We start from the raw sequence: 14,909 nt of genomic DNA on the forward strand, positions 1-14,909 counted from the left end.
TATCTAGGTTAAACTTTAATTGGGTCATCTTAATTCCTCCACATTGTTTATCGTCGTTGAAAACATTGTACCCAAGAGGGATTAATTTGACCCTTTTACTTTTTACACAATTATACGGACTTAATCCTTTATGGGACACTCTCATCCTTTTATAGGACACTTCTAACCTATTTATGGGCGCCTTCCGCTCATTTATGGGACACTTTTTGGAGTTTACGGGCGCCTCTACTTTTTATGGGACACTCTCATCCTTTTATGGGACACTTCTAACCTATTTATGGGCGCCTTCCGCTCATTTATGGGACACTTTTTGGAGTTTACGGGCGCCTCTACTTTTTATGGGACACTCTCATCCTTTTATGGGACACTTCTAACCTATTTATGGGCGCATTCCCCATGTTTATGGGTGGTCCAACATCCCCCCTAGCTCCATTCCCCTATGACTTGCCCAGTCTTTTATTCCAGCTGCCACCTCACCGCACAAAAAAAGCTACCAAATCAATTGGTAGCGGTTATTCGTTCTTATTTAATTACGCCTAGTTCTTTTCCTACTTTTTCATAGGTAGCGATGGCTTCGTCTAGCATTTCTTTTGTATGGGCTGCTGTTGGCATGTTGCGCACTCTGCCGGTTCCTTTTGGTACTGTTGGGAACACGATAGATTTTGCGTAGACACCTTCTTCAAACAGTCGTTTAGAGAATTGTTGCGTTAGCTTTTCGTCTCCGATGATGCATGGAGTGATTGGTGTTTCAGAATCACCGATGTTAAATCCAAGCTTCGATAGGCCAGATTTAAGGTAGTCTCCATTTTCCCATAGCTTGTCATGAAGCTCTGTAGAATCGATAATCATTTGGACTGCTGCAGTGATTGCTGCTACATCGCCAGGTGGTAAGGCTGTAGAAAATAGGAATGGACGTGAACGAACTTTTAACCAGTCGATTAAGTCCTTCTTCCCTGCAACGTATCCGCCAACAACTCCGATTGCTTTGGAAAGAGTACCGATTTGGAAATCAATTTCTTTTTCTAGTCCAAAGTGCTTCACTGTACCTTTACCCTTACCTGTCACACCAGAGCCATGTGCATCATCCACATAGGTGATTAGGTCAAACTCTTTTGCTATTTCTACGATTTCTGGAAGCTTCGCGATGTCACCATCCATAGAGAACACACCATCTGTAATGACCATTACTTTGTTGTATTGGCCTGATTCTGTTGCTTCTTTTGCTTTCTTGCGAAGATCCTCCATGTCGGAGTGATTGAATGGAATGATTTTTGCTTTAGATAGACGACAGCCATCGATAATAGATGCGTGGTTTAATTGGTCAGATAGAATCGCGTCATTTTTATCCATTACCGCGGATATAGCAGCCATATTACAGTTAAAACCAGATTGATAAGAGATTGCTGCTTCTGTTCCTTTGAATTCGGCAAGCTTTTCCTCTAGCTTTACGTGTAGGTCTAGCGTTCCGTTAATCGTACGTACCGCTCCTGCTCCAACACCATATTTATCTATAGTTTCTTTTGCAATACGCTTTAACTCATCATTTGTAGCTAGTCCCAGGTAATTGTTTGAGGATAGATTGATTAGCTCGTTACCGCCAACTATAATTGTTGGTCCGTTCGCTCCCTCTACTGGATCGATTTCGTTATATAGACCTTGACTCTTTAGTTGCTCTAGGTTTTCTGTCAGAAAACTATTTAATACTTTAGACAAGTTCATCTTCCTTTCACACAAATATTCCACTTTATTTTACCATTGTTGTAGAAGAAAGACTAAGATATGTCCCTTTGAAAAATCCGTACTCCCCGCAAATAAAGAAAAGCGAGTAGGAAACCCTACTCACTCAACTGTTTCTAGCATTCTATTGTGAATCTCTCTCCATTTTTCCTCATCTATTGCAGAGTCGTAAAGCGATTTAATAAGCTTCGCCTCTGCAAAATAAGTACTGATGTAGTCTGTAGCAAGCTCCATTTCACCTGTATAAGTCTCTCGGATTTTCGTCAATTCATCTTCATCCCATTTTGTTTGGTCAATATATGGGAAGAAATCAACAATGTCATCACCCTCGCGTTCTGGATCGTAGACATGAGGACTTGTTGCATCAACAATGCTCAATTGAAGCTCTGGAACCACAACCCCGTCAATACTATTTGCATCGAGTCCGCACCAAATGTATTGAACATCTAGTCCGTGCGATTTCGCTTCTTCTCCAAACTTTTTCATAAAGGAGGACTTTCCGCTCCCTGGCAGTCCCTTTATATACAAGCGGGTTTTTAAATTTTTGGAAATGGAAGCAAACGTATCTTTTGCTCCTAAAGGTGTGAGCGAACCCATTAAACGATGAGTCAGCTTAGGGTTTTTTTGAAGCTTTACGAATCCTATATGCTTCTTTTGAAGTTCCTCTAATAAAGAATTAATGCCGTTCCAATCCATCCCCGGCTGGATGAGCTGCTCCCAATCATCATGGATGAGCTTAGCTCTGGATAGTGCTTGCAAGCCCTTCGCTAGCCAAGCCTCTCCCTCAAGGTGCTTATCACGGACAACTAGTCCCACATCACGAAGTCTGTCCGGTTGATAGGCGTCATAGTAAGTTACCCATTCATGACCAGTCCCATAGAAGAAGGGATCAATAGTATTTGTTTGAAGATAAAGTGTTTTTGTATCCACAATATAAACAGCCTCTACTGCGTCCTCATCTAGCGGATCTAAAAACCATTCCATATCATTGCCTCTCCGTATCGCTGCGTATCCAATTTCCTTCAACGTATCTGAGAGTCTAGAACTTGCTGGCCCTTTAAAAAAATATACCTTTTTTGCTTCCTGAATGATCTCCTTATAGAAGTTTTTAACACCTTGTCCTGTATAAGATTTGCCCATAAAGTGCGTAATTGTTCCGTTCAAATAGTCACCCTTTCTATGGTTCATTCAATAGATAATGTATGCTCCGCTAATTTAAAATATGAAAAAGCGCTGAGAATCATATATGCTTCTCAGCGCTTTTGTTCATGAAGGGTAGTGTATAGCCACTTATCTTTTGTAAATATTTTTGTGAGGCGGGTAATGTGTAATGCACGAGCTGGCCAAGACCAAAAGCAATAAGGATAGTTCCAATCCCCACCGGTCCACCAAGCAGCCAACCGGCAATAGCTACGATAACTTCAATGCCTGTCCGCACCTTCTTTAAGCTCCAGCCTGTTTTGTCCATTATAAAAAGCATTAAAGAATCCCTTGGTCCAGCGCCAAGATTCGGTGATACATAAATCCCGATCCCGATGCTCATAACTATTACCCCTAATATAAATATCACTGCCTGACCCAAGAATTCTGTCGGATTAGGCAAAAGCCAATTAAACAAATCGATGAATGATCCTACAAACAAGATATTAAGCCATGTACCTAATGCAGCAATTTTTTTAGTGCTGATCATTGTAATGAAAACAATTATAATGCCTGTCAAAATAGCCCATGTACCAATGGATAACCCTAGATGATTAAAAAGACCAACGTGTAAAACATCCCAAGGTCCTATACCAAACAAGTATCCTTTAATAGTCATTGAAATTCCTAATGACATAATCGTTATGCCCACTATAAAAAAGGCCCAACGCAAACCAAGTTCCTTCATAATTCAGTCCTACTTTCCTTTAACGAAAAAACCATTCTCAACTAAACAGTTGGAATGGAATCATTTCTAACTATATCTATTATAATCGCTTGAAGGAAGAATGCTAGTCCATTTTGGAATTGGTAATTAAAGCCGTTTTGCCTTTCGTCATGTGAAGTAAGTCAGTTAGTGCCAGCTTCACCTGAAGCCCTATCCTGCCTCCACTAACAATGATATAGTCATTATTTTCTGCGCTACTGTCCACAATGGTTGGAAATAACTTTTTCATTCCGATGGGAGAGCAGCCTCCTCTTATGTATCCAGTCGTCGGGAGGAGATCCTTTAGATGTAGCAGCTCCACCTTTTTCTCTCCAACCTCCCTTCCCACTCTTTTGAGATGTAACTCCTGGTCCACAGGGATAATGCAGACATAATATTTGTTTGGTCCAGCTGTCACAAGTAGTGTTTTATACACGACAAAAACGGGGTAGCCTATTTTATTTGCTACAGTTACCCCATCCACTTGATCGCCAGTCAGCTCATATTCAATTAATTCAAATGGTATTTTTTGCTGCTCCAGCATGCGGACAGCATTGGTTTTTTGTTTTTTAGCCATTCAATTACTCCTATGCTATCTGGAAAAAGCTTGGTTGTTGATCAGAAAAGCCATACATTTTTAAATGAACCTGATAAGAATATTTGGCAATTGCCTGCTCCTTTAATCGCCTCGCTTGTAGATTTTGCAAATCATCCTCCAAAACCTTTGGTGTTTGAAAATCTACCTGCATAGAGCGATTAAACACTTCAGACTCTATATCCTTTTGTCGTTGAACCTCAATCTTGATTTGTCTATTCGCCATTTCATTTAACGTAAGTTGGGCTTGCTCTTGTCTAATTTTCGAGGTTGCACTTGCAGCGACCAATAAATGCTGTGGCGTTGCAGGTGTTTCTGCAAGAGCTTGACTGCGAACTTTTTCCAATAGTTCTATTGTCTTTTCAGGTGTCGGTCCTCCTATGCTTTGTATGGGAATACCCGGCCCCTTAATATCCATTATAGATTGCTTTTCCATTTGCTGAAACTCACGAATAGCAGCAGAAAGCTCTGGTGTGTCTTTCTCTTTTTCTTTATTCCCCAGTAAAAGTTCTTCTAAATCATTTAAAGAGGGAGTTTTTGGCAGGAAATACTCTGCGTGCCTTCTATATGCCTGACCTGCATCCTTACGTTGTACTGCCTTTATACTAGCCGTAAAATTAGACATCCCATTGCCAGTCGCTTTAACTAAGCTCATCCTAATCACCATCCCTTCCGTACCTTATTGTTCTTTATAGTTTAACTAATTTGTCAAAATAATTAAATAACCTTTAGTCATAAGTTGATATGAGGCATAATAATCAATTAAAATTTATGTATTTTTTCTATCAATTAGTATAAAATACCTAATTTTACGAATAAAAATAAGACAGCTATAAAAAGATATAGCTGTCTGGTAATTTTCCCTTTTTTTACGCGACCATTTGACGACAAATTTCAGCACATTTACGACAAGATTCTGCACATTTCTGACAGTGTTCATGATCGTGTTTGGCACACTCTTCACCACACGCATCACAAATTTGAGCACAAAGCTTACAAATTTCCTGCACAAACGGGCTATTTCTTGTCATAGCCTGGACTGCATATGCACAAATATCTGCACATTCACGATCTAAACGTATGCAACCTGCCATCATTTTTACATGATCTTCCTTGAGACAAGCGTCATAACAATGATTGCAAGCCTCTAGGCATTCTAAACATGCCTTTATACATTCTTCATACTTCGTATTCATCATTAGTCCTCCTCAAGTTTTACGTAACTTTTATTATTTTTCCCTAACAGTTAAGATTTAAACAATAGAGCTTTCGGTCACTTAGCTTCTGATAGTTCATCCTCTGTAACCCATTTATGATTCTTAACCTCAGTATCATCGGTAGTCGAAACGTAATCAATCATGTAAACTGTCGTGTCCTCAGACGATTCAATGATAGCCTCTGCTCCGTCCATTCCCTCCATGTGTTTAGCATTTAGTATCACATTAGAGCCAACTATTCCCTTGCCATCCGTAGCTTCTAATTCCTCATGTATTACCCATTTATGGTTCTCTACTTTTTTACCGTCCGTTGTAGACTCGTAAGTAACCGCATATACAGTAGTATCGAAGGCACCAACAATAGTAGCCTCTGCACCGTTCATGCCTTCCATATGATCTGCTTCTATTATGGCCTTGCTTCCTACTTCAAATTTAGGGTTCTCCGCCTCAGCCAAGCCCTCCGGAATTACTCCACCGTCGTCCATATGATCCATATGAGCATGCTCCTGCTCTGTATTTGTGTCTTTTGCAGCTTCCTTACTATCATCACCACAGCCTGCCAGTAAAAATAATGAGCATAACCCTGTTATAGCTATCTTCTTCATCTATCTCGCTCCTCTTCATGCATAGTCTATATTTAATAGTATTTTTCTTATGTAAAGAAAACGACCGCCACTCAGCAGCCGTTTTCCTTATTACTCTATTTATCCAATTTAACTCGTTGTAAACGTAAAGCGTTCAAAACTACCGAAACAGAACTAAATGCCATGGCTGCTCCAGCAACCCATGGTGCGAGCAATCCAACTGCTGCGATTGGGATCCCTAATACGTTATAAGCAAATGCCCAGAAAAGGTTTTGCTTTATATTTCTCATTGTTTTGCGACTCATTATAATAGCATCCGCAATACTGTTTAAATCTCCGCGAATTAATGTAATATCAGCTGCCTCCATGGCTACATCTGTTCCTGTGCCGATTGCCATTCCTATATTGGCAACTGCTAATGCAGGTGCATCATTGATGCCGTCTCCAACCATCGCTACTTTTTTCCCCAAGGATTGCAGCTTTTTAATTTCCTCAGCCTTGCCTTCAGGAAGCACCTCCGCTATAACATGGTCAATTCCAGCCTGTTTTCCTATTGCAGCAGCTGTTAGCTGATTATCCCCTGTGATCATCATGACCTCAATGTTCATATCCTTCAATCGTTGAATTGCCTGAATGGAAGATTCCTTAATGGTGTCAGCAACAGCTATCATACCAGCGTACTTCCCATCTATACTTGCGAGCATAGCTGTCTTTCCTTGTGCCTCTAGTTCCTCCATTTGATTAAGAATGGCCACTATTTGGACATTGTTTTGATTCATTAATTTTTTAGTTCCAACCAGTACTTCCTGATCATTGATCATTGCTTTTACACCGTAACCAGGAATTGCCTCGAAGGATGTGACTTGCTGCAGCGTTATTTCACGTCCTTTAATGCCATCCACAATCGCCTCTGCCAGAGGATGTTCAGACTGTTTTTCAGCAGCCCCGATATATGAAAGAAAGTCGAGTTCTTTTATTTTCTCTGCCACCATTACATCTGTTAGCTTTGGCTTTCCATAAGTGACTGTACCGGTTTTATCTACAACTACCGTGTCAATATGGTGTGTCGTTTCTAAATGTTCGCCACCCTTAAACAATATTCCAAACTCTGCAGCACGACCAGAGCCAGCCATTATCGAAGTGGGTGTTGCAAGGCCTAACGCACATGGACAGGCTATGACGAGTACCGCTATTAACGCTTCCAGTGCTGGCGTAATCTCTCCGGGATCGACGAAGAGGAACCAAATGAGAAATGTAACAATTGCAATTCCTACTACAATGGGAACGAAAATCCCCGAGATTTTATCTGCCAAACGCTGAATAGGAGCTTTTGATCCTTGAGCGTCCTCTACTACTTTAATAATTTGAGCAAGCGCGGTGTCTCTTCCAATTTTTGTTGCCTGCATTTGAATGGATCCGTTCTTATTGATAGTAGACCCAAACAATGAAGCTCCAGGTACTTTATCAACAGGTATACTCTCTCCGGTTAGCATGGATTCATCCACTGCACTATTTCCTGTGAGTACTTCTCCATCCACAGGGATTTTTTCTCCAGGTTTTACTAGAATGGTATCTCCAACTAATACTTCCTCAATAGGAATTACAAATTCCGCTCCATCTCTAATGACTAAAGCCGTTTTCGCCTGTAGCCCCATTAGTTTTTTTATAGCCTCTGAAGAACGCCCCTTTGCCTTTGCTTCGAATAATTTCCCTAATAAAATAAGCGTAATAAGAACAGCACTTGTTTCAAAGTAAAGCTGAGCGGAATGGTGTTCACCGACCGTTATAATAGCTTGATAAACACTATAAAAATAAGCCGCCGATGTACCTAACACGACAAGGACATCCATATTAGCACTACCATTTTTCAATGCTTTGTAAGCACTAATATAAAACTGTCCCCCAATGATAAATTGAACAGGTGTTGCTAGTGCCATTTGCACCCACGGATTCATCAAAAATTCAGGTACATAAAGAAATGTTGTAAAAGAAAAATGACCGACCATCGTCCATAGAAGTGGCAAAGAAAATATCGCTGCAATAATAAACTTTGTCTTTTGCTTCTTGATTGCTTCCTCTCGGTAGTCAACCGTCTCTTTATCCTCAGATTTTATAATTGCTCCATACCCTAACTTTTCTACCTTTTCGATAATGTCATTTACCGTAAGAGTGGAAGGGTTAAATTCTACAGTTGCTCGCTCCAGCGCTAGGTTCACATTGGCAGAGCTTACACCTTCTAATCTATTTAAACCTTTTTCAATACGGGCTGAGCATGCTGCACAAGTCATGCCGGTAATAGCAAATTCTTTTTTCTCTTTCACCACGCCATAACCAAGTGCCTCAATTTTTTTCTCAAAATCTTCTTCTGTTACTTTCTCCGGGTCATATTTAATGACAGATTTCTCTAGTGCCAAATTAACATTAGCTTCTTCTACACCATCCATTTTGTTAATAACCTTTTCAATTCTCGCAGAGCATGCTGCACAGGTCATACCTGTTATCTTGTAGCTGGTCTGCTTTATGTTGTTATCCATTTTCATTACCTCTCCTCACATACGGCTGGGGGGTATATTCAGATTAAATAAAGAGAGTGCTAATTAGCACCCTATCTATTATTGAACATCGTAGCCTTGCTCATCGATCGCATCTTTAATTTTAGCTAGAGTAACTTTATCTTCTTCATAGGAAACATCTACTTTGCCTGATTCCAAATAGACTTTTACTTGCTCTACGCCATCAAGCTCACCTACACTAGTTTCTACTGACTTAACGCAATGTCCACATGACATACCTTTAACTTCTAATGTAACTTGATTTAACATTTCCATTCCTCCTATTTTCTCATTAGTTTTTGAATCGTCACAAGTAATTCATCTAATACTTCTTCATCGCCTTCTGCTAGCCTATCAGCTACGCAGCCTTTTAAATGCCCTTGCAAAAGAACTTTAGCGACGCTGTTTAAAGCCGACTGAGTTGCCGACAGCTGAGTGATAATATCATCACAATAGATATCCTTCTCAACCATTCCTTTAATACCCCGGATTTGACCTTCCACCCGATTCAGTCTATTGGTTAAATCTTTTTTTACATGCTCAGGATGGTGACTTTTCCTACAGGACAAATCAGTTGGTAATATTGTATTTTCCTCTATTACATTGTCCAAGTAACCAACCTCCTATTCTTATTTACAGTATATGATACCCTTTAGGGGTATGCAAATGAAATGATTTTAAATTTTCGAGAATAATAAATTCAAGTCGGATGAATAAAATGAAATAGAATAGTTCATGCTTCTAAAAAAGAAAAAGGAGAACAAAATGATAAACTTAAACGATTTTTATGTAGACATCCTTAATGACCTAGTAAAACAATTTAATGAACTCATACCTGAAAATGCACCTTATTCCTATTCCTCACAGGATGTTATTGAATTACTTATCATTCGTGAACATGTAAATAGCGAACTGAAATGACTAGACCTTGAAGAAGGTCTTTTTTGTGTTTTAATGAGCACTTTTTTTGTACAAAAAATGAGCTGGTCAAATATGATCCAACTCATCTTTTGTAGTTATTTATCGAATTTTATACCTTTTAATAAATCCGCAAATGCATTATTAATCGGTTCTTCTTCTTTATTTTGCTTTTTCAAGTACTGCTGCACTGATTTTTTATCTACTTTACCGCCGCCTTCTTTTTTGCGACGAGCCTCAAAAGCAGATAGCTTCTCACGGTGACCACATTTACATACGAAGATTTGACCATCGCCTTCCCCGCGAAGCTCTAACTTTTTCTTACATTGTGGGCAACGAGCGTTAGTCACGCGTGCCACATTTTTACGGTGACCACATTCCCGATCTTGACACACAAGCATTTTACCTTTTTTGCCGTTCACTTCAAGCATAGGTTTTCCACAGTCAGGACAAGTTTTAGTGGATATATTGTCGTGCTTATATTTTTTATTACTGCCTTTAATATCAGAAACGATTTCTTTCGTATAGTTCTTCATTTCCGCTATGAAAACTTCTTTTTTCAATTTCCCTTTAGCGATTGCTTCCAGCTTTTGCTCCCACTCACCAGTTAATGTCGGAGATTTTAACTCTTCAGGCACTAGGTCAAGCAGCTGACGGCCTTTTGATGTAATATGAATATCCTTCCCACGCTTCTCAATTAAAAATGAGTTGAATAGCTTATCAATGATATCCGCACGAGTTGCAACTGTCCCTAGTCCACCAGTGGATTTTAACGTGTCCGCGAGCTGTTTATCCTGCGTTTCCATATATTTTGTAGGGTTTTCCATTGCAGTTAGTAACGTAGCTTCATTGAAACGTGCAGGTGGTTTTGTTTGACCAGACGTTTGAGCTATTAACTTAACATGTAAAGAATCTCCCTTTTCGATACGTGGTAAAATCTGTTCCTTTAAATCCTCCGTTGACTCATCTTCCATATGATTTTGATAAACTTCTTTCCAACCACTCACTAATATCGTTTTTCCTCTAGCAACAAAGTTCTCGTCACCAATTTTTGCACGCAACGTTAATTGTTCGTACTCAAATGCAGGGAACATCACCGCTAGGAAACGTTTTACAACTAAATCATAAATTTTACGTTCCTTATCATTGAAGGCAGAGAAGTTTACATAACCTTCCGTTGGTATAATTGCATGGTGATCCGATACCTTGCTGTCATCTACAAATGATTTAGAGGCCTTTATAGGCTTGCTTAAAATTTTATTTGCTAATGGTCGATACTCACCCACCGCGCAGGCTTTCAAACGTTCTGGGAGAGTGCTCACAATATCGGATGAGATAAAACGTGAATCTGTACGTGGATAAGTTAATACCTTGTGTTGCTCATACAGCTTTTGCATGATATTCAACGTATCTTTTGCAGAGTAGCCAAAGATTTTATTGGCATCACGTTGCAGCTCAGTTAAATCATACAGGCCAGGGGCGAATGACTTCTTCGGCTTTTTCTCAATTTCTGTTACGGTAGCGTTACCTTTACCAAGCTTTTTCACGATCACGTCTACTTTTTCTTTTTCAAAGCTACGACCATTTCCTTTTGCATCCTGCCAAGTAAGCTTTAAATTATCTACTGTTTGTGCTTCAATTCCATAGTAGGTTTGCGCTTTGAAATGCTTGATCTCATCCTCACGTTTTGCAATAATCGCCACTACTGGAGTCTGAACTCGTCCACAATTAAGCTGTGCATTAAATTTGGTAGATAGTGCACGGCTGGCATTAAGCCCAATGTACCAATCTGCCTCAGAACGGGCTACTGCAGAAGCATAAAGATTTTCATATGCTTTACCTGGTTTTAAGTTTGCAAAGCCATCCTTGATCGCTTTATCTGTTACGGATGAAATCCAAAGACGTTTAACCGGCTTATTCACCTTTGCTTTAGCGATAATCCAGCGCGCAACTAGCTCACCTTCTCGTCCAGCATCGGTAGCAATAATAATCTCATTAATATCACCACGTGTAAGCTGTGATTTAACAGCATTATATTGTTTACCTGATTGTTTAATCACAGTCAGTTTAAGGTTTTCTGGTAACATCGGTAAATCTTCTAAATTCCATGTTTTATATTTAACATCATAGCTTTCTGGGTCTGCTAATGTTACGAGGTGCCCTAGAGCCCAAGTCACTACATAATCTTTACCCTCTATATAGCCATTTCCTTTTTTATCACATTTAAGTACTCTTGCAATATCTCTTGCCACAGATGGTTTTTCTGCTAATACTAAGCGTTTTGCCATTCCAAACATCCTTTCGTAAATCCCTATGAATAATATAGCATAGGTTTTCGTTAGATTCAGTTAGCAGCGCAAGAGTTACTTGGTTTTATCACCGTTCGTAGGGGGTTATCACCGTTCGGAGCCGTTTTATCACCGCTTAACGATTTTTATCACCGCTTATCGAGATTTATCACCGTTCACAGTAGTTTTATCACCACTTAGCTTAAACTAACCCACAATAAAGGGATAATCTACCCAACACAGGTTGATTATCCCTTTTGATTAAACTAGCTTTTGTCCACAGTTCGGACAGAAATTGGCACCTGTTGTTTTTTGTCCGCAGTTAGGACAGAAGTTTGGCATTTGACCATTGCTTGAGCTTCCACTGCTCGAATGATTATTTTGTGATGAAGACTGACCTTGACCTTGGCTAGAGTTACTTTGGTTCATGTTTTTCATCATTTCATTTGCCATGTTCATACCCATCATCATTCCTGCCATGTCTGAAGCCGTGCCTGATCCAGAAAGCTTTCCAGAGGCCATTGCATCTGTAACAGAAACCTGCTGATATTTAGAGAGATCTCCAATCATGCCATGAGAAGCATTTTTAGTAATCATATCTTGAATCTCCTTAGGATAATTGAAGCTCATAATATGGAAGCCAGTGATTTTCATCCCCATATCCATGATTTGCATGTCTAAATCGTCTTTAATACCGCTAGCTATATCTGAGGCATTAGCCTGAAGGTTGAACATATCCTTGCCTTCTTTGCTAATCCATTTCATTAATAGCTGATCTAAAACAGAGGTAATACGAATTTTAATATCCTCTACTAGATAGCTTGTGCGAACGCCAGCAATCTTGTCGATTAGGGCCATGTAGTCATTTACTTTAAAGTTGAATGTTCCGTTCGCTCGAATAGGCATTCCACCTGGCATCTGAGGCGTTGGAATATTAATTGGATTCTGTGTTCCCCATTTTACAGTAAATTCCTTCGTATTGACGAAAAGAACCTCCACGCGCATCCCACTATTAAATCCAAATCTAAACCCTTTTAATGTAGAAAGAAACGGTATGATTTGAGACTCAATATCATATTCGCCGTCGTCCTCGAAGACTCCTTCGATGCGTCCGCCATTGAAAAACACAGCGTCCTGACCAGGTCGAATGATTAGCTTACTCCCTTTCTTAATTTCTTCATTGCTCCACTTCCAAAAAATCATATCTTCTCTGAATTCTCGCCATTCCACCACATCTGAAAATTGATTTCTAAAAAAAGACATATCCTCATTCCCTTCATGATTAAGAAAGCTTTAAGCGTTAAAATTTCCCGCTACTTCCGCTAAATGATCTACCACCACTTGTAACACCGCCACCACTGCTTCCTCCGCCATTATTATTGTTCGTAGGCTTCTTTACTTTGGAAACCGTTTGATTGACGAAGACATCACGCTTACTGTTTATTCTTGAATTATTTTCTTCAAAGTAGGTTCTACTATTTACTGTTACCCTACCTCCCGAGTTAAATGCCATCATACCAACAATTATACCTCCAAGAGCTAGAGAAGCTCCAAGCTGGAACCACCATTTGAAAAGGATACTTTCAGGATTTACACCAGGATTATATTCCATATATTTATCCGCGGTAAGGATAAAATTACTAAATGCATCGTAATAGCTTCCTGCAGATAACTCAGGCGTAATTTTATCTCTGAGTAGGTCCATTCTTTGATTATCAAGGTATTCCTCAGCTTTATCGAAGCCCCTCAATACAACATCTCTATTGACCATATCTATGCCTACTATGGTAGCACTGCCATTGTGCTTACCGTAGCCAATTCCTGTACGATCTGCAAAGTCTTCTACGTAAGTATCTAGTCCCTTATCATCTGCTCCATTAGTTGTAAGAAATACAAAATCTGTTTCGTTTTTCTCGCTATATTCGGATGATAGCTTCTCTAATGCGTCTATTTCGCTAGCAGTCAATAGCCCTGCCTCATCAAAAACGCGTTGCTTTGTGTCGGCTGCTTCGGTTAGTCCTATAGGAAGCAATAAAAGGAATAGTGCAATGAATAAAATAGAATACTTTTTCACCATAGAACACCACCAACTGCAAAGGAAATGCCCTTCAGTATAATAAAGGACGCGGCAGCTATACCACTAAACCAGCCAGCAACCTTGCCCATACTAAGCGGTGGCTTTCCTACTACTTTTCCTGTCTGGCCATTCATAGCAAAAATATGCTCTTTATTGCCAAAATCATAATAAACCATCCAAACTGGTAAAAGGACATAGTGTGCCGTTTTCTTATTTGTATTAATTTGTTTATTTTTATATTGAACGGAGGAGTAACCAGCAACTGAAGAGCTAATATAACTGTCTATGTATGGCTGCACCTTCGTTTTGACTCTAGAGAATAGTTCCTGGTCTGTATAATTGTATTTTTCCGCAATATAACCTGCTAAATAAGGGGTTTTAAAATCCTTTAGACTGTTGTAATCGTATGGCTCCAGCTTATCCATTAGCTCATCGTCCAGCTTTTCAGATGCATCAACAGGCACCTTTACATACCTAAGATCTAAATCTCGATATACATCATAGAACTTAGTTTCCGTATAAATATAGTCTCCTCTTGTATATGTTCTCACCTTTGTACCAACTGCATCGACTTTTGCCTTTGTATCTAAATCATACAGCCAAAAGGGCACATAGATTCCAGTGATCCCTTTTACTCTGTCCGCAGTCATAAATCCAGCTGGTGTTAGCCGACCGTTCTTACACCATTTACGAAATGCTTCCATCGCCTGTTCCTTATTAATGGTAAAGGGAATAACCTTAGCAGGAGCAAGATCACCGGACAATCTGTCCCCTAATACTACAGCCGCTCCACAAAAACTGCAGCTAGTGGCTGTCGTATCTGCCTCCGTGATAATAACAGCTCCACAGTTGTTGCAATTGTATTGCTTTGCTTCGTCCTCCTCAAATGTCGTCGTAATATATTCATCTGAGAAGTCCTCTATGTTATCCTTTCTACCACAGCTATTACAGGACAACATACCTGAAGTGCTGTCAAATTCCATATCAGATCCACAGTTTGGACATTTATAATGGATAACCATCTTTTCGCTCCTC

15 protein-coding genes are annotated in these 14,909 nt (G+C 39.7%); 1 reads left to right on the forward strand and 14 read right to left on the reverse strand.

Translation table 11 applies throughout. The features are described 5' to 3' along the window. Nucleotides 1-522: 522 nt before the first annotated feature. From M3627_RS07375 to M3627_RS07420, 10 genes are all read right to left on the reverse strand, one after another. On the reverse strand, nucleotides 523-1,713 hold the full coding sequence (locus M3627_RS07375) for a glycine C-acetyltransferase (RefSeq protein ID WP_251553484.1): 1,191 nt from the start codon (nucleotides 1,711-1,713) through the stop codon (nucleotides 523-525). A 126-nt stretch (nucleotides 1,714-1,839) separates the two neighbouring features. Beyond that, nucleotides 1,840-2,925, reverse strand: a complete 1,086-nt coding sequence (locus M3627_RS07380) for a hypothetical protein (RefSeq protein ID WP_251553485.1) — start codon at nucleotides 2,923-2,925, stop codon at nucleotides 1,840-1,842. 52 nt (nucleotides 2,926-2,977) lie between these two features. Further along, a complete protein-coding gene (locus tag M3627_RS07385) occupies nucleotides 2,978-3,625 on the reverse strand; it encodes a YczE/YyaS/YitT family protein (RefSeq protein ID WP_285841662.1) in 648 nt (215 codons plus the stop codon). A gap of 103 nt (nucleotides 3,626-3,728) precedes the next feature. Next, nucleotides 3,729-4,220 carry a Cys-tRNA(Pro) deacylase gene (ybaK, locus tag M3627_RS07390; RefSeq protein WP_251553486.1) on the reverse strand — a complete coding sequence of 164 codons (492 nt, stop codon included), beginning with the start codon at nucleotides 4,218-4,220 and terminating at the stop codon, nucleotides 3,729-3,731. A 10-nt stretch (nucleotides 4,221-4,230) separates the two neighbouring features. After that, nucleotides 4,231-4,893, reverse strand: a complete 663-nt coding sequence (locus M3627_RS07395; protein ID WP_251553487.1) for a hypothetical protein — start codon at nucleotides 4,891-4,893, stop codon at nucleotides 4,231-4,233. A 214-nt stretch (nucleotides 4,894-5,107) separates the two neighbouring features. After that, nucleotides 5,108-5,434, reverse strand: a complete 327-nt coding sequence (locus M3627_RS07400; protein ID WP_169360873.1) for a four-helix bundle copper-binding protein — start codon at nucleotides 5,432-5,434, stop codon at nucleotides 5,108-5,110. Between the two features lie 77 nt (nucleotides 5,435-5,511). After that, nucleotides 5,512-6,060, reverse strand: a complete 549-nt coding sequence (locus M3627_RS07405) for a YdhK family protein (RefSeq protein WP_251553488.1) — start codon at nucleotides 6,058-6,060, stop codon at nucleotides 5,512-5,514. A 95-nt stretch (nucleotides 6,061-6,155) separates the two neighbouring features. Next, nucleotides 6,156-8,573, reverse strand: coding sequence for a heavy metal translocating P-type ATPase (locus tag M3627_RS07410; RefSeq protein ID WP_251553489.1), 2,418 nt, complete (start codon nucleotides 8,571-8,573; stop codon nucleotides 6,156-6,158). A gap of 78 nt (nucleotides 8,574-8,651) precedes the next feature. Further along, nucleotides 8,652-8,861: a copper chaperone CopZ gene (gene copZ / locus M3627_RS07415; RefSeq protein WP_169360864.1), complete on the reverse strand. Its 210-nt coding sequence runs from the start codon at nucleotides 8,859-8,861 to the stop codon at nucleotides 8,652-8,654. A gap of 11 nt (nucleotides 8,862-8,872) precedes the next feature. Beyond that, a complete protein-coding gene (locus M3627_RS07420) occupies nucleotides 8,873-9,202 on the reverse strand; it encodes a metal-sensing transcriptional repressor (RefSeq protein ID WP_205964123.1) in 330 nt (109 codons plus the stop codon). Between the two features lie 154 nt (nucleotides 9,203-9,356). Between M3627_RS07420 and M3627_RS07425 the strand changes: the two genes are divergently transcribed. Further along, nucleotides 9,357-9,512 (forward strand): hypothetical protein, encoded by a 156-nt coding sequence (locus M3627_RS07425; protein ID WP_169360863.1) that lies wholly within the window; start codon nucleotides 9,357-9,359, stop codon nucleotides 9,510-9,512. Nucleotides 9,513-9,607: 95 nt separating this feature from the next. Here the strand turns inward: M3627_RS07425 and M3627_RS07430 are convergent, their stop codons facing one another. From M3627_RS07430 to M3627_RS07445, 4 genes are all read right to left on the reverse strand, one after another. After that, complete coding sequence (locus M3627_RS07430) at nucleotides 9,608-11,797, reverse strand: DNA topoisomerase III (protein ID WP_251553490.1); 2,190 nt, start codon at nucleotides 11,795-11,797, stop codon at nucleotides 9,608-9,610. Between the two features lie 261 nt (nucleotides 11,798-12,058). Next, nucleotides 12,059-13,060, reverse strand: a complete 1,002-nt coding sequence (locus M3627_RS07435; RefSeq protein ID WP_251553491.1) for an SPFH domain-containing protein — start codon at nucleotides 13,058-13,060, stop codon at nucleotides 12,059-12,061. A 37-nt stretch (nucleotides 13,061-13,097) separates the two neighbouring features. Beyond that, a complete protein-coding gene (locus M3627_RS07440; protein ID WP_251553492.1) occupies nucleotides 13,098-13,874 on the reverse strand; it encodes a TPM domain-containing protein in 777 nt (258 codons plus the stop codon). Further along, nucleotides 13,868-14,896, reverse strand: coding sequence for a TFIIB-type zinc ribbon-containing protein (locus M3627_RS07445; RefSeq protein WP_251553493.1), 1,029 nt, complete (start codon nucleotides 14,894-14,896; stop codon nucleotides 13,868-13,870). Before M3627_RS07445 ends, M3627_RS07440 begins: the two co-directional genes overlap by 7 nt. Nucleotides 14,897-14,909: the final 13 nt, after the last annotated feature.

Source organism: Psychrobacillus sp. MER TA 171, from assembly GCF_023713305.1.
Taxonomy (GTDB): domain Bacteria; phylum Bacillota; class Bacilli; order Bacillales_A; family Planococcaceae; genus Psychrobacillus.

Coding starts and splice junctions, on each gene's coding strand:
- M3627_RS07380 (WP_251553485.1), bottom strand. CDS start 2,925: ATGAACCATAGAAAGGGTGACTATTTGAACGGAACAATTACGCACTTT.
- M3627_RS07385 (WP_285841662.1), bottom strand. CDS start 3,625: ATGAAGGAACTTGGTTTGCGTTGGGCCTTTTTTATAGTGGGCATAACG.
- ybaK (WP_251553486.1), bottom strand. CDS start 4,220: ATGGCTAAAAAACAAAAAACCAATGCTGTCCGCATGCTGGAGCAGCAA.
- M3627_RS07395 (WP_251553487.1), bottom strand. CDS start 4,893: ATGAGCTTAGTTAAAGCGACTGGCAATGGGATGTCTAATTTTACGGCT.
- M3627_RS07400 (WP_169360873.1), bottom strand. CDS start 5,434: ATGAATACGAAGTATGAAGAATGTATAAAGGCATGTTTAGAATGCCTA.
- M3627_RS07405 (WP_251553488.1), bottom strand. CDS start 6,060: ATGAAGAAGATAGCTATAACAGGGTTATGCTCATTATTTTTACTGGCA.
- M3627_RS07410 (WP_251553489.1), bottom strand. CDS start 8,573: ATGGATAACAACATAAAGCAGACCAGCTACAAGATAACAGGTATGACC.
- copZ (WP_169360864.1), bottom strand. CDS start 8,861: ATGTTAAATCAAGTTACATTAGAAGTTAAAGGTATGTCATGTGGACAT.
- M3627_RS07425 (WP_169360863.1), top strand. CDS start 9,357: ATGATAAACTTAAACGATTTTTATGTAGACATCCTTAATGACCTAGTA.
- M3627_RS07430 (WP_251553490.1), bottom strand. CDS start 11,797: ATGGCAAAACGCTTAGTATTAGCAGAAAAACCATCTGTGGCAAGAGAT.
- M3627_RS07435 (WP_251553491.1), bottom strand. CDS start 13,060: ATGTCTTTTTTTAGAAATCAATTTTCAGATGTGGTGGAATGGCGAGAA.
- M3627_RS07440 (WP_251553492.1), bottom strand. CDS start 13,874: ATGGTGAAAAAGTATTCTATTTTATTCATTGCACTATTCCTTTTATTG.
- M3627_RS07445 (WP_251553493.1), bottom strand. CDS start 14,896: ATGGTTATCCATTATAAATGTCCAAACTGTGGATCTGATATGGAATTT.